At 63.6% G+C, this 14553-nt stretch carries 13 protein-coding genes; 11 read left to right on the forward strand and 2 right to left on the reverse strand.

What is annotated here, in order from left to right; all coding sequences use genetic code 11:
- The first annotated feature begins 25 nt into the window (after positions 1 to 25).
- The 5 genes from EAX62_RS04140 (at position 26) to EAX62_RS04160 (ending at position 4554) form a co-directional block, all read left to right on the forward strand.
- Positions 26 to 1006, forward strand: a complete 981-nt coding sequence (locus tag EAX62_RS04140; protein ID WP_233557793.1) for an ABC transporter permease — start codon at positions 26 to 28, stop codon at positions 1004 to 1006.
- Positions 1007 to 1008: 2 nt separating this feature from the next.
- Positions 1009 to 2088 (forward strand): ABC transporter permease, encoded by a 1080-nt coding sequence (locus EAX62_RS04145; RefSeq protein WP_233557794.1) that lies wholly within the window; start codon positions 1009 to 1011, stop codon positions 2086 to 2088.
- Between the two features lie 26 nt (positions 2089 to 2114).
- Positions 2115 to 3116, forward strand: coding sequence for a dihydroxyacetone kinase subunit DhaK (locus EAX62_RS04150; RefSeq protein WP_121900358.1), 1002 nt, complete (start codon positions 2115 to 2117; stop codon positions 3114 to 3116).
- 3 nt (positions 3117 to 3119) lie between these two features.
- Positions 3120 to 3731, forward strand: coding sequence for a DAK2 domain-containing protein (locus EAX62_RS04155; RefSeq protein WP_121900359.1), 612 nt, complete (start codon positions 3120 to 3122; stop codon positions 3729 to 3731).
- A gap of 169 nt (positions 3732 to 3900) precedes the next feature.
- Positions 3901 to 4554, forward strand: a complete 654-nt coding sequence (locus EAX62_RS04160; protein ID WP_199711113.1) for a VOC family protein — start codon at positions 3901 to 3903, stop codon at positions 4552 to 4554.
- A 30-nt stretch (positions 4555 to 4584) separates the two neighbouring features.
- Here the strand turns inward: EAX62_RS04160 and manD are convergent, their stop codons facing one another.
- Positions 4585 to 5817 carry a D-mannonate dehydratase ManD gene (gene manD / locus EAX62_RS04165; RefSeq protein WP_121900361.1) on the reverse strand — a complete coding sequence of 411 codons (1233 nt, stop codon included), beginning with the start codon at positions 5815 to 5817 and terminating at the stop codon, positions 4585 to 4587.
- Positions 5818 to 5880: 63 nt separating this feature from the next.
- Positions 5881 to 7329, reverse strand: coding sequence for a glucuronate isomerase (gene uxaC / locus EAX62_RS04170; RefSeq protein ID WP_121900362.1), 1449 nt, complete (start codon positions 7327 to 7329; stop codon positions 5881 to 5883).
- A 226-nt stretch (positions 7330 to 7555) separates the two neighbouring features.
- Here uxaC and EAX62_RS04175 point away from each other — a divergent pair, with 226 nt between their 5' ends.
- The 6 genes from EAX62_RS04175 (at position 7556) to EAX62_RS04200 (ending at position 14553) form a co-directional block, all read left to right on the forward strand.
- Positions 7556 to 8662, forward strand: coding sequence for a LacI family DNA-binding transcriptional regulator (locus EAX62_RS04175; protein WP_233557795.1), 1107 nt, complete (start codon positions 7556 to 7558; stop codon positions 8660 to 8662).
- 26 nt (positions 8663 to 8688) lie between these two features.
- Positions 8689 to 9921: an extracellular solute-binding protein gene (locus EAX62_RS04180; protein WP_121900363.1), complete on the forward strand. Its 1233-nt coding sequence runs from the start codon at positions 8689 to 8691 to the stop codon at positions 9919 to 9921.
- A 3-nt stretch (positions 9922 to 9924) separates the two neighbouring features.
- Positions 9925 to 11076, forward strand: a complete 1152-nt coding sequence (locus EAX62_RS04185; protein ID WP_121900364.1) for an ABC transporter ATP-binding protein — start codon at positions 9925 to 9927, stop codon at positions 11074 to 11076.
- Positions 11073 to 12005, forward strand: a complete 933-nt coding sequence (locus EAX62_RS04190; RefSeq protein WP_121900365.1) for an ABC transporter permease — start codon at positions 11073 to 11075, stop codon at positions 12003 to 12005. Before EAX62_RS04185 ends, EAX62_RS04190 begins: the two co-directional genes overlap by 4 nt.
- A complete protein-coding gene (locus EAX62_RS04195) occupies positions 12005 to 12946 on the forward strand; it encodes an ABC transporter permease (RefSeq protein ID WP_121900366.1) in 942 nt (313 codons plus the stop codon). The genes EAX62_RS04190 and EAX62_RS04195 overlap by 1 nt, the downstream gene beginning before the upstream one ends.
- An 83-nt stretch (positions 12947 to 13029) precedes the next feature.
- Entirely contained in the window at positions 13030 to 14553 is a 1524-nt protein-coding gene (locus EAX62_RS04200) for a mannitol dehydrogenase family protein (protein WP_233557796.1), read from the forward strand.

Raw genomic sequence — 14553 nt, forward strand, 5'->3', positions numbered from 1 at the left:
AAACAACGAGGGCACTCTGCTGCTCGTGCTTATCGGCCTGTGCGTGATCATGTCTCTGTTGAATCCCGTGTTCTTTTCCATCAACACGGCGTTCTCGATCATGCGTAGTACGACCGTGCCGTTGATCTTGGCGCTGGCTGTGTTACTGGTCATCATCTCAGGGGGCATTGACGTGTCTTTCCCAGTGGTGGCCATCGCCTCTGCCTATACGTCGGTCACGCTGATGTTGAACTTCGACTTCGACTACGGGGTCCCGGTCGTTTTCCTCATGTCCGCCTGTATCGGTGCTGTCCTCGGGCTGATCAACGGAGTTGTCATCGCTCGATTCAGACTTCCAACGCTGATCGTCACCCTGGCGACTCAGGGCATCTTTTTCGGCGCAATGCTCACCTATGTCGGCTCGCGCTATCACCCGGACCTCCCCCCCTCGATGTCGCGACTTTCCACGGTCAATGTGGTCAATGTCGTCACCAGCAACGGGAAGGCCTATCTTCATGTGCTTGTCCTGCTGGCGGTTGTGGTGGCACTGCTCGTGTGGGGCCTGCTGAAGTGGACGATGTTTGGTCGTTCGCTTTACGCCATCGGTGGAGACTATGAGGGCGCTCGACGGGCCGGCTTCCGTGTCGTGCGTACTCAGGTGCTCACGTATGTACTGGTGGGCGTCATCGCATCGCTCGCGGGCGTTGCGCACATCGTGATGAGCCGAAGCGCGAACCCCCAAGATCTCGTGGGGGGCGAGCTTGACATCATCGCGGCCGTGGTTCTTGGTGGGGCGTCGATTTTCGGTGGTCGAGGTTCTGTTCTCGGCACTGTGCTCGGAGTGTTGCTGATTCAGGTCATCAACAACAGCCTGCTACTGGTGGGTGTCCCCGGGGCGTGGCTGCGGGCCGCTGTTGGCATCCTGCTCATTGTCGGTATTGGTATCCAGACGGTGTCCGCCCGGCGCAAGGCGAGACGCGTGCACTCTGTCGAAGATGCAGCAACGCCAGCTGGAAAGGAGGCCTGACGATGCCGAAGAATGATCTGAGCACGGGCCTGCGGGATACCAATGGCCGAGTTGATTCGTTGGTACGGGGAATGGTGGAGCGGGCGCGGGACAACCGCGGAGTTGGGCGGATGGTACTTGTCTTTGTCGCGTCCTTCACCCTCTTCGCAGCCCTGAATCCGCGCGTGTTCCTCGGGCCCATCAACTTGCAGAACATCATGGTGTCGGCGCCGGAGGTCGGAGTCATCGCGGTTGCCATGACTCTGGCGATGTTGACAGGCGGCATCGACCTGTCCCTGGTCTCGATCGCTAACTTGTCTGCAATCACGATGTCCACGATGTACACCGCATTGGGGGCATCCAGTCCGGGGCTGGCCGAGTCGATGGCCGTTCCCATCCTCTTGGCGGGAATAATGGTCGGTGTACTTTGTGGGCTACTCAACGGGGTGCTGATCGGTGTGGTCGGCATCACACCCATCCTCGCTACGCTCGGAACCATGCAGATCCTCAACGGTCTGGCCATCGTGTGGACCGGTGGCTCGACCCTCTACGGGGCGCCGTCAGGTTTCGTGACATTCGGTAAGACCGCTGTCGCTACCATCCCAATGCTGTTCATCGTGTTTCTTGCGGTAGCAATCAGCATTGCGATAATGATCAACCGGACCGCGCTCGGCCGAAAAATGGAACTGCAAGGCGCCAACCCCGTAGCCGCGCTTTTCTCCGGCATTCGGAGTGCGAAGGTGTTGCTCGGGAGCTACGCCATCGGCGGTGGTCTGGCCGGTCTGGCGGGTTTCCTTTTCCTGGCTAGAAATCCAACAGCGTCGGCAGACTACGGAACTTCGTACGTCCTGCTGGTGATCGTGATCGCCGTCCTCGGTGGGGCCAACCCGAACGGCGGCTTTGCGTCCGTGGCCGGTGTCGTCTTGGCGACGCTGACCCTTCAGGTTGTTTCCAGCGGATTCACCGCGTTGAGGCTCTCGACCTATCAGTACGCGATCGCCCAAGGTGTGATCCTGATCACCGTGATGATCGTCGATGCCATCACCTGGCCCAAGCTTCGACGCGGCAAAAAGCGGATCGCCTCCGGTGCGCCCACCAAATAAACCGATTCATCAAGGATGGAGCAGTAATGAAGAAAATCATCAATGACCCGCAGAATTTCGTCGACGAGTTCATCGAAGGAATCCTGTTGGCGCATCCGCAGCTCGTGAAGACGCCGGGTGAGGACGCACGTGTAATGGTGCGGGCGGACGCCCCAGTCGCTGGCAAAGTCGGCATTGTCACGGGGGGTGGGTCTGGGCATCTTCCCCTGTTCAAGGGGTACGTCGGAGCTGGCCTGTGCGATGGAGTTGCCATCGGCAACGTCTTCTCTTCGCCGTCCTCGGACCAAGTGCTTGAAGCCACAAAGGCTGTCAGCGGCGGTGCCGGGGTCATGTACTTGTATGGCAACTACGGCGGAGACGTCTTCAACTTTGATCTGGCTGCAGACATGGCCGAACTTGACGGCATTTCGACCCTCACCGTTGTGGGCCGTGACGACGTGGCGAGTCAGCCTCGCGAACGTGCAGCAGATCGCCGCGGTGTCGCAGGCATCTTCTTCGCCTTCAAGGGGGCGGGCGCTGCGGCGGAGCGGGGTGACTCGCTGGAGCAGGTTGCGGCCGTCGCGGAGGATATCGTCGACAATACGGCAACCATGGGAGTGGGGCTTACACCCACGATCATGCCGATGACCGGGAAACCCAGCTTCGAGCTGTCCGATGACGAGATGGAGATCGGCATTGGGATTCACGGCGAGCCCGGCATCCATCGGGGCAAGCTGGAGACCGCGGACGAAATTGCCGACCGACTCACTTTGCCACAGATTGAAGACCTGTCCCTGCAGAAGGGCGACGAGGTTGCACTCCTCGTGAACGGGTTGGGTTCCACTCCTCTGGAGGAGTTGTATGTTCTCGTTCGAAGGGTGCACCACAACCTTGCCGAGCGCGGCATTGTTATCGCGAAGCACTACGTAGGCGAATACGCCACCAGCCTTGAAATGGCAGGTGCCTCGATCTCGATGCTGAAACTCAACGCAGAACGCCTTGCGCTACTCAACGCACCGGCTCGTACGCCGTTCTTTCAGGAGATCTGAGCGATGGACGGAAAGGCACTGCAGGAAGCGATCAGCCGCTGCTTGACGGTTTTCGCTCAAAGCGCTGACGAACTGGGCGATTTGGACCAGGCACTGGGCGACGGTGACCTTGGTATCACAGTGTCGCTCGGAGCCAAGGCGACGAACGAGGCTTTGGCCAAGTTGGGTGATGACACGACGCCGACGGAGGTGCTCCTGACCTGCGCCAAAGCCTTCGCCAACGCCAACCCGTCCACGATGGCGGCGCTCGTGGCCGGCGGGCTGCTTGCGGGCTCGCGCACCATCAACGATGCGGCCATGATTGGACCGGATCAAGTGGGTCCGTTTATTCAGGCCGTCGCTCAGTCGATCAGCCAGCGTGGCAAATCTCAGTTGGGTGACAAGACGATTCTCGACGCGATGTTCCCTGCGGCGGAGGCGTACGTCGCTGGACTGGAGAAAGAGCCCCTCGCTGCCGCCATCGAAGCGGCACGTGAGGGGGTCGAGCGGTCGACAGGTCTTCAGTCCCGTCGCGGTCGCGCCTCCTGGATGCAGGAGCGCAGTATTGGTCTGCAGGATCCTGGCGCGACCGGTTTCCTCCGGTTCCTGGAAGCGTGGCAGCAAGCCAACTCATAGTCATACTCTCGGAGCCTGACCTTCAGGCTCCGAGAGAGTCGATGGTCAAGTCTGCGTTCACTCCGACTACCTCTGGTGCGGGTCCACCCCGACCGTTGACAACGACGACGTGCGGGCGCAATGTGGACCCACCCTCCAGGACGGAGGCGGACGGATGAGCGGAGCGGACATGGTTGAACGTGTTTCCCATCGGCAGTTCCATGAAGTCGACGGTGTCGAGGACTGGCGCGTGGTGTTCGGCGGCGCGACGGCGTACTTCTCGACCGGATCGTTCGCCAAGGGTGTGGAACTGGTGGAGGCCATCGGAGCTCTGGCCGATGCAGCCAACCATCACCCGGACGTGGACCTGCGCTACGGGGGAGTGCGAGTCTGCACGGTCACCCATGAGATCGACGACATCAGCGAGCGTGATGTTGCCCTGGCGCAGCAGATTTCACTCGCGGCGCGCACACTGGGCATCCCTGCCGACCCGTCCAAAGTGCAGGCCATGCAGGTCTCCATCGACGCACTGGACATCGCGAAGGTGTGGCCGTTCTGGTGCGCCGCCATGGGCTACGTGGAACGCGGCGACGACGATGCCGTGGATCCTCTGGGCTTCGGGCCGGTGGTGACCTTCCAGCAGATGGACGAGCCGCGGCCCCAGCGCAGCCGCATCCACGTCGATGTCTCGGTACCCCGCGATCAGGTGGAACAGCGCGTCGCCGCCGCACTGGCCGCGGGTGGCCACATGGTGAGCGACGCGAACGCGCCGCACTGGTGGACCCTCGCCGACGCCGAGGGCAACGAGGTCGACATCGCTCCCTGGGCCGATGACCTCACCTGACGACCTCACCTGACGACCCAGTGAACGCCGTCACCAGTCGTGCATGGTCCCGTCGAGTTGCAGGCGGTTGATGGGGAGGTAGGCGGTGGTGTACTCGAATCCGGCGGCGAGATCCTCGTCGTATTCGACGCCGAGACCGGGTGCAGTACCAGGGTGCAGAAGTCCGTTCTCGAAGGTGTAGTTGGTCTTGAAAACCTTCAAGGTGTCCTCGGAGTGCTGCATGTACTCCTGGATGCCGAAATTGTGGATGGCGATGTCCAGGTGGAGGGCGGCGGCCTGCCCGACCGGGGAGATGTCCGTCGGTCCGTGGAAGCCGGACTTGATCTGGTAGACCGCGGCGAAGTCCATGATTTTTTTCAGCCCGCTGATTCCACCGGTGTGGGTCACGGCGCTGCGGACGTAGTCGATCAGCTGCTCGGTGATGAGCGTCTGGTAGTCGAAGACAGAGTTGAACACCTCGCCAATGGCGAGCGGCGTGGTGGTCTGCGAGCGGACCCGCCGCAGCCCCTCCTGGTTCTCGCCGGGGGTGCAGTCCTCGAGCCAGAACAGGTCGTAGGGCTCCAGCGTCTTGCCCAGGCTGCCGGCCTGATTGGGGGTGAGGCGGTGGTGCGCGTCGTGCAGCAGAGGTAGTTCGTACCCGAACTCCTCACGAACTGCCGCGAAGATGGTCGGGATGTGGCGCATGTAGGCACGGGTGTCCCATGCCTCCTCCTTCGGCAGAGCGCCCCGGCCGGCCGGCTCGTAGTCGTAGCGCTGACCGGGAGCCTGGTCGCTGGCGACTCCGTAGACCTGGCCCAGGCCGGGCACCCCCGTCTGCACGCGGATTGCCCTGTAGCCCTCGTCAAGATGGTTCCTGATGGAGCTGAACAGTGAAGGCAGGTCCGAGCCGGAGGCGTGCCCGTACGCGAGTGCGCCCGTGCGGGAAGCACCGCCGAGCAACTGGAACACGGGCATCCCCGCGACCTTGCCCTTGATGTCCCAGAGGGCGACGTCGACCGCGGCGATGGATGCCATCGTCACAGGGCCACGCCGCCAGTAGGCACCGCGGTAGAGGTACTGCCAGATGTCCTCGATATTCTGCGGATCGCGTCCGATCAGCAGGGGGGCGACATGTTCCTTCAAGTAGGCGACGACTGAGAGTTCGCGACCGTTGAGGGTGGCGTCCCCGAGTCCGGTGACGCCGTCGGAGGTGGTGATCTTCAAGGTCACGAAGTTGCGTCCGGGGCTTGTGACGAAGACTTCCGCTGTTTCGATAACAGCCATGGTGCTCTCTTTCCTCAGTGGAACTTCAGTGTCGCAGGGGTCAGTTCTGGTGCACGGGGGGAGTCAGCTGTCGCGGCGGGCGTAGGACTGGAGCGGCAGGTTGTACGCCAGGTCGATGGCAGTTTCGACGGCTTCGTCGAGGCCGAGGCGGTGCTCGGCGACGAGCTTGGCGAGGTATCCCGCATCGACTCGACGCGCCAGGTCGTGCCGGGCCGGGATGGAGGCGAACGCCCGCGTGTCGTCGACGAACCCGCTCGTGTTGTAGAAACCGGCGGTCTCCGTGACGAGATCGCGGAAACGCGCCATCCCGCCCGGCGAGTCGAGGAACCACCACGGGGCCCCGAGGCGCACGGATGGATAGACGCCGGCCAGGGGGGCCAGTTCCCGCGAGTAGACGTCCTCATCGATGGTGAAGAGGATCATCCGGAACCGTGGGTCCAGCCCGAACTCTTCAAGGAGCGGGCGAAGGGATCGGGTGAACTCGATGGGGATGGGAATGTCGAAGCCGGTGTCGGCGCCGAACGCCGTGAAATTGGCGTCGGAGTGGTTCCGCAGGACGCCGGGGTGCAACTGCATGACCAGTCCGTCGTCGAGCGACATGCGTGCCGTCTCGAAGAGCATGTTGGCGGCGAATGCATGAGATTCGCCCTGGCTGATCTGTCCGCGTCTGGCAGCGTCAAAGATCCGTCCCGCATCCGCAGCAGCGAGGGGCGTGGTGTCAGCGAGCAGATGGCCGTGGTCGCTGGCCCGGGCGCCGGCTTCCGCGAACGCGAACCGGCGTTTCCTGAGGGCGTCCAGGTAGCTCTCGTAGCCGGTGATCTCGATGCCGCTGCGAGCAGAAAGGCGGCCGATGCCGTCGCGCCACGTGGCGTGATGCGGGTAGAAGAGGGCGTCGGGACGAAACGTCGGGACAACTCGTTCGCCCCAGCCGTCGGCAGCCAATGCCGCATGCGCGGCAAGGTCAGATTCCGGTGCATCCGTGGTACTGAGGATCTCGATGTTGAACCTGTCGAACAGGCTCCGGATGTGGAACTCGGGCAGTGCAAGCGTGGCGAGCAGGTGATCGTAGATCTCGTCCGCGTGCTCGGATGAGGGCACGTGGGTGACGCCGAAGACGTCGATGAGTGCGTGCTCGATCCAGTAGCGGGTCGGCGTTCCTCGGAAGAGCTTCCAGTTCTCGCAGAACAGCCGCCAGATCTTGCGATGGTCGGTTTCAGAAGCCGTTCCGGATGCGTCCACCGCGGGGACGCCGAGGTCGGCGGGGGAGTACCCCTGGGAGACGAGCATGCGCACCAGGTAGTGGTCCGGTATGACGAACAGTTCCGCCGGGTCGCCGAACGACTGGTTGTCGAGGATGGCTTCCACCGCGACGTGGCCGTGCATGGACACGATGGGAAGCTCCGCGGTGGCCCGGTACACAGCCCGGGCGATGTCGCGTTGCCGGGGCTCAGCTGGAAGTGCACGATCGGGATCGAGCGACCATGCCGTACCAGTGGTTGACGCCTTCGACATGTTCTTCCTCCTGGTTGCAACACTGCAACATCGTTTCAGAGATTCTCCAGCGGTCCCCGAGGGGAAGTTGGACGCAACTGCTCTTCACCATACCGACAATCAAGCGTGATTCCCAGACCCATCCTGACAGGGAGTAGACGGCGGCGCCCTGATTTATAACAAATCGATGTCACCTCTTGACGAGACGATGAAAAGGTTTGCAGACTGTCCCCACAGCGTTGCAATGATGCATCGACTGCGACTGAACTACACGGGGCGGTGTGAGGTGGCTGTAACCATTCGCGATGTCGCCCAGGCCTGCGGCGTGTCACCCGCAACCGTTTCCCGCGCCTTGTCGGCGCCACACAAGGTGAACGAAGCGACGCGAGCGCGGATTCAGGCCATGGCCATCTCCATGGGCTATCGCCCGAATCCCATGGCCCGCAGCCTCATCACCGGACGAAGCGGCACCATCGGGCTCATCGTCCCCGACCTGGAGAACCCGTTCTTCGGCTCCATCTGCAAGGGCGCCCAGGCTCGTGCGCGAGAGGTGGGCTACACGGTGTTCGTGGCTGACACCGACGAGGATCCCTCCGCAGAGGTGGAGATCTTCCAGCACCTCGGCAAACAGGTGGACGGAATCATCTTCTGTTCCGCGCGTGGCACCGATGCCGACATCGCTCGGATGGCCCAGGAGACACCCACGCTTCTCGTCAACCGGACGATGCCCGGAATCCCGTCCATCACGTACGACAACGCCAGCGGGATGCGGGCCATGATGGACCATCTGGTGGCACTGGGGCACCGCCACATCGCCTACGCCGGAGGGCCGGCGCGCAGCTGGTCGAACGATCACCGCTGCGACGCTTTCACCGAATACGGGCGCACGTCACCCGAGCTGGATCTGGTGCAGCTCGGACACTTCCGGCCCACCTTCTCCGGCGGCATCCAGGCGGGGGACCTCGCGATCGCCAGTGGAGCCACCGCAGTGGTGGCCTTCAACGACCTGGTGGCACTGGGACTGATGGACCGGCTCCGCCAACGCGGTATGAGCGCACCCGCGGACATGAGCGTGGGCGGCTTCGACAACGTCGCCGTGGCGACGTTCGTGTGGCCGAACCTGACGACCGTCGACTTCCCCCGGATCCAGATGGGACGAGCAGCCGTCGACTCGCTGCTCAAGGTTGTCCTCGGCAGCCAGTGGAACAGCGAACCCGTCCACCAGATCCCGGTCGAACTGGTGATCCGCCAGTCCACCGCCGTGCCCGCCGGTGGCTCACAAGACATGCGTTCAGCTCGGGAGAAGAATCCTCCGCTCGGCGCACCCCACACGCTTCTAGACGCCCACGTCTAGGGAACCAAGAAGGAAAGGAACACGTTATGCCTGCACCAAAAAGCGTCTTTGCGGCGTCTGTCGTTGCCGTGCTCTCACTGACACTCGCTGCCTGCTCCGCGCCGAATACGGGCGGACCATCCCAGAGTGCGTCCCCCGCCGGAGATGCGGACTCGGTCCCCGACAAGCCGTCGGCCCCTGTCACCCTGAACATCCTCGACGTTGCCGGAAACCAGAAGCTCACTGGTCCGATGGTCGACGCGTTCGTGAAGGCCAACCCCGACATCATCTCGGCCGTCACCTGGGAGAGCGCGGGCGCGCCCGACCTCGTCGGAACGATCAAGCCCCAGGTCGACAGCAAGAACCTGTCCGTCGACCTCGTCATGACCGGCAACGACGGTTTGTCAGCCGGTATTGACCAGAACCTCTGGCTGCCTGTGGTGGACGACTACGGGGACCGCCTCAGCAACCAGGCGAACTACATAGAACCTGCGGCGAACATGCAGAAGTTGGCCGGTGGCTATGGCGTCGTCACGACGTACTACCCGTCGGGACCGCTGATCCAGTACGACCCCAAGGTGGTCACGGATGTTCCGACCACTCCGGAGGCCCTCCTGGAGTGGGCCAAGGCGAACCCCGGCAAGTTCGGGTACGCCAGGCCCGCCAACTCCGGTCCCGGACGCACGTTCCTGATGGGCCTGCCCTACATCCTCGGCGACTCCGACCCGAGTGACCCCGAGAAGGGGTGGGACAAGACCTGGGCGTACCTCAAGGACATCGGTGCGACCATCGACAACTACCCGACGGGTACGGGCCAGGTCATCACCAACATGGCTGACGGCACCTGGTCGATGATTCCCACCACGACGGGCTGGGACATTGAACCGCGGGCGACCGGCAAGGAGCCCGCTGACATCGAGGCCGCTGCATTCGACAAGTTCACCTGGGTGACCGACGCACACTATGCGGTCATCCCCAAGGGACAGTCGGCTGACAAGATCTCCGCGATCCTGCTTCTGCTCCAGGACATGCTGACGCCGGAGACGAACGCCATGGCCTATGACAGTGGCTACTTCTACCCCGGCCCCTCCATCGAGGGAGCGACCCTCGAGATGGCCCCGCAGGAGAGCCAGGACCTCCTCAAGGAGTTCGGGCGCGACTGGTACGACGCCCTGATTGAGAAGATGCCCAAGGCAACGCCCCTCGCCCCGGCCGAACTGGTCAAGGCATTCGACATCTGGGATCGCGAAATCGGCTCCGGTAAATTTGAGGTGAAGTAGAACATGTCCCTATCGGCTGGCACATTCGAGTCACTCGAACTGAAGGATGTCGGACGCAGTTTCGGCGGCCGCGAAGCACTGGCCGAGCTCAACCTGACGATCCGGGCAGGGGAGTTCATCGCCCTGCTCGGGCCCTCAGGTTGCGGGAAGTCCACGGCGCTCAACTGCCTCGCGGGCCTTCTGCCCCTCACCCACGGTGAGATCACCATTGATGGCAAGCGAATCGACGTGCTGCCCTCCGAGAAGCGCGACTTCGGCATGGTCTTCCAGAACTACGCACTCTTCCCCCACCTGAGCGTGGAGAGGAACGTGGCGTTCGGATTGCAGGTGCGGAACCTGCCGAAATCGGAAGTCCACAGGCGCGTCGCCGAGGCGATCAGCCTCGTCAAACTGGAGGAGCATGCCAAGAAGCTGCCCGGTCAGCTCTCGGGTGGTCAGCAGCAGCGCGTGGCGATTGCACGAGCCGTCGTGCTCGAACCGCGTGTCGTCCTGATGGACGAGCCCCTGTCCAACCTCGACGCGAAGCTGCGCCTGGAGATGCGTACCGAGATCAGGCGGCTGCACCAGTCTCTGGGTCTGACGACGGTCTACGTGACGCATGACCAGGAGGAGGCGTTGTCCCTGGCGGACCGACTCGTTGTGCTCCGGGCGGGCCGCGTTCAGCAGATCGGCACCCCCGAAGAGCTGCACAACAACCCCGCCAACTGGCACGTGGCGGACTTCATGGGGTACCGCAACCTCCTCGACCTGGAGGTGGTCGGTGTCGACGGCCCACAGGTGCGGGTGGCCGGCGGGGGACTCGAGCTCACCGGCACCGCGGCACAGCCCGCGTCGGTCGGTGACAAGGTGCGGGTGGCCATCCGGCCGCACGACCTGTTCGTGGTGGAGGGTGCCGGACGCCCACCCGGATCGAACGTCTTCACTGCGGTGGTCACCGTCGTCGAGTACCAGGGCCGGGAGTTCGCGGTTGAGGTCACCACGGCATCGGGTGCGCGCCTCTTCGTGCACGCGGCGACCGCACCCCCCATCGGGAGCGAGGTCACCCTGACCCTGGACCCGAAACGTGCCCTCGTCTACCGTTTTGTGCTGGACTCGCCCGACTCCACCGACACGGGGAGCATTGAGGAGAGCCGCCTCGCCGAGGTGCACGCATGAGTACTGCCACCAGGCGGGAGCGGGGCGCCGCCTCCAGTGCCAGCCTGCGTCACCGGATGGCGGAGCGGGGGGTCGACAGGAAACTGCTGATGCTGCTGCCGGCGATCCTCTTCGCGCTGGTCCTCTTCGTCTATCCCTTCACCTACGGCATCGGGCTGACCTTCCAGCCGCTGCAGGGCACGGTCGACAAGTGGGGTGGGGGAATCTTCGCCAACTACGTGGCGTTCTTCGGCGATTCCTTCATCTTCGATTCGATCTGGATCACGATGCGTCTGGCGCTACCCGCGGCGCTGTTCAACGTGATCGTCTCGGTGCCCATTGCCTTCAAGCTGCGGCGCAAGTTCCGTGGGAAGCGGTTTCTCTCCACGATGCTGGTGCTCCCGATCACGCTGGGCACCGTCCTCACCGCCCAGGGGCTCCTGATTTTCGCCGGGCGCCAGGGCTGGCTGAACCGTTTCCTGATCCAGAGCGGCATCATCTCCGATCCGCTCCAACTGGTGAACAACTACCTCGGCGTCACGTTCACGCTGGTCATCTCCGGGTTCCCGTTTGCCTACCTGTTGATCTCCTCGTACCTGTCCGGCATCGACCCATCGCTCGATGCCGCCGCGAAGACTCTCGGAGCCAACTGGAAGCAGCGCTTCATGCGCGTGACGCTGCCACTGCTGGCGCCCGGGCTGGCGACGACGTTCATCCTGACCTTCGTCCTGGCATTCAGCGTCTTCCCGTCCGCGAGGCTGGTCGGTGATCCGCTCGGCACCACCCGTGTGATGGCGCTGATGGCGTACCGGTCATTCGCCGAACAGATCGACTACAGCATGGCGTCGACCATCGCAGTCATGATGGGAGTGATCGAACTCATCGTCATCGCCATCGTCCTGCTGGGTCGCTCCTTCCTGTACAAGGGTTCAACGGGAGGGAAGGGCTGATGTCCAAGTCACAGATCGTCGACGAGGCTGCACCGTTCGTGCGTGGAGCCGAGAAGGTCCTGGCGGAGCCGAAGAGGTCCGGCCACGCATCTCGCCCGCCGGGTGAGAAGTCGCTTGCGGCGTCACCGGGCACCTGGTTCGTCTGGGCGGGCATCGGCGCCTTCTTCATCTTCCTGTTCGGGATCATCAGCAGCGTCCTCGTCGACTCGTTCGGCAAGCCATGGTTCAGGACCTGGTTGCCTGAGAACTTCACGCTGAGCTGGTACCAGAGCGCGTGGGACAAGTTCGACATGACCCACATCATCGGTGTGACCCTCATCGTCGGCTTCTCGGTGGTGGTGATTTCGGTCCTGATCGGAGTCCCTGCGTCCTACGTTCTGGCCCGCAGCAATTTTCCGCTGAAACGGCTCGTCATGGTGTTGTTCCTGCTGCCCATTCTGATCCCACCGATCACGTTCGGTATTCCCTTGGCCACCGTGATGTACAACTTCGGTCTCGGCCGGACACTCATCGCCGTCATCCTGGTGAACCTTGTCCCCTCGGTCCCCTTCGTGATCATCACGATGACCCCGTTCATCGAGCAGATCAACCCGTCGATCGAGAACGCGGCGCGCATGTGCGGGGCCAACATGCGGCAGGTCTTCGTCAGGGTGCTGGCACCGCTGCTCGTCCCGGGCATCCTCGCGGCCGGCATCCTCGTCCTCGTCAGAACCGTCGGGATGTTCGAGCTGACGTTCCTGGTCTCCGGCCCGTCCTCCGACACGCTCGTCGTCGCGATCTATCGAGCCATGACCAGTGCAGGCGGATCCGAGGCGCGACAGTTGGTCTCGGCGATGGGGGTGGTCTACACGGTGATGATGCTCGTGATCCTTGTCATCGCGCTGCGCTTCATCAACCCCACCCAGTTGGTGGCCCAGGTCAAAGAATCCAGAGACGAGTGAGCTCGATGACAAGGACGAAACAGCACCCTGCGGGGTCCACACAGGGTGAAGCGTCGGGGGCGAAGAGGTTGTCGCTCGCGACGATGGCCTCGATCCCTGAGGGAGTGCGGCGGCCCGCCGTCGATCCCGCCGCACTCTCCATCGGCATCGTGCACTTCGGCATCGGCGCGTTCCATCGCAGCCACCAGGCGGTGTACACCGAGGACGCGGCAGCCGCGACGGGCGAGACAGGCTGGGGCATCCTGGGGGTGACAGGGCGCTCCGACACGGTCGCGGCGCAGCTGCGAGCGCAGGACTGCCTCTACGGGGTCCTCGAGAAGGGGGCCGCAGCCACCAGCCTGAGGATCATCGGGAGCGTGCGTGAAGCGGTGTGGCCGGGTCGGGACTCGGAACGGGTCGTCGAGGCCCTGGCGCAGCCCAGCACGCACATCGCCACGCTGACGATCACCGAGAAGGGGTACCCGCGCGCCGGTGACGGTTCGATCGACCTGGGTCGCGCAGCGGTGCAGCACGACCTTGGCCTGATAGAGGCCGAACTGGTGAAGACCGAGTCCCCCGAGGCTGCATCAATTGATGACAGCGCGCTGATGTCGCAGACGCCGATCGGCCTCCTCGTGCGGGGACTGGCGCGCAGGTTCCGCCGGCATCGCGAGCCCTTCACGGTGGTGCCGTGCGACAACCTCGTCGAGAACGGGACGGTGGTGCGCACCCTCGTCACCTCGCTCGTCGCGGCGATCGGCTCCAGTAACTCCTCCGAAGCACTGACCAGGGCCCGCGAGTCGTTCGGTGAGTGGATGGAGGATTCGGTGGCGTTCCCCTCGACGATGGTCGACCGGATAGCCCCCGCCGTCACCGACGCGGATCGCGATGAGGCGTTCGGACTCCTCGGTCTGCGGGACGAGGCGCTCGTCGTCGCGGAGCCCTTCATCCAATGGGTGATCGAGGACCGTTTCGCAGGTCCACGTCCCGCATGGGAGGTGGCGGGAGCGATCCTCACGGGCGACGTTGCACCCTATGAGCGTGCCAAGCTGCGCATCCTCAACGCCACCCACTCCGTGCTCGCCTACTGCGGGGCCCTCAAGGGCTACGCCACGATCGCGGAGTCAGTGGCCGACGACGTACTTCGCCGTCGCGCCCGGGCGATCGTCGACGATGACATCCTCCCCACACTGGAGTCGCCTCCCGGCATGGATCTCCAGCAGTACCGGGACGAGGTACTGGAGCGCTTCGCCAACCCCGCACTCGCCCACACGACACGCCAGGTGGCGATGGACGGCTCCCAGAAACTGCCCAGCCGGATGCTGGGTACCGCATCCGATCGACTCACCGCCGGCCATGTCCCGCACGGGATGGCGTTCGCCGTCGCCGCCTGGATCGCCTTCGTCTCGCATGCGCTGGAGTCAGGAGAGACCCTCGACGACCCCTTGGCGGACACGCTGCTCTCCAGCATCGGATCCACCGATGCCCTCCAGATCGACCCGCGTGGCGTCGTGGAACGACTGTTCGCCATTCGCCAGATCTTCCCGGAGGACATCGCCGGCTCGAGCCTGTTCGTCGACGCCGTGGTGACGCAACTCGCCGAGGTTCGCGGCGCCACCCACCGATGA

It is taken from the genome of Tessaracoccus antarcticus, assembly GCF_003688855.1.
GTDB classification, from domain to species: domain Bacteria; phylum Actinomycetota; class Actinomycetes; order Propionibacteriales; family Propionibacteriaceae; genus Arachnia; species Arachnia antarctica.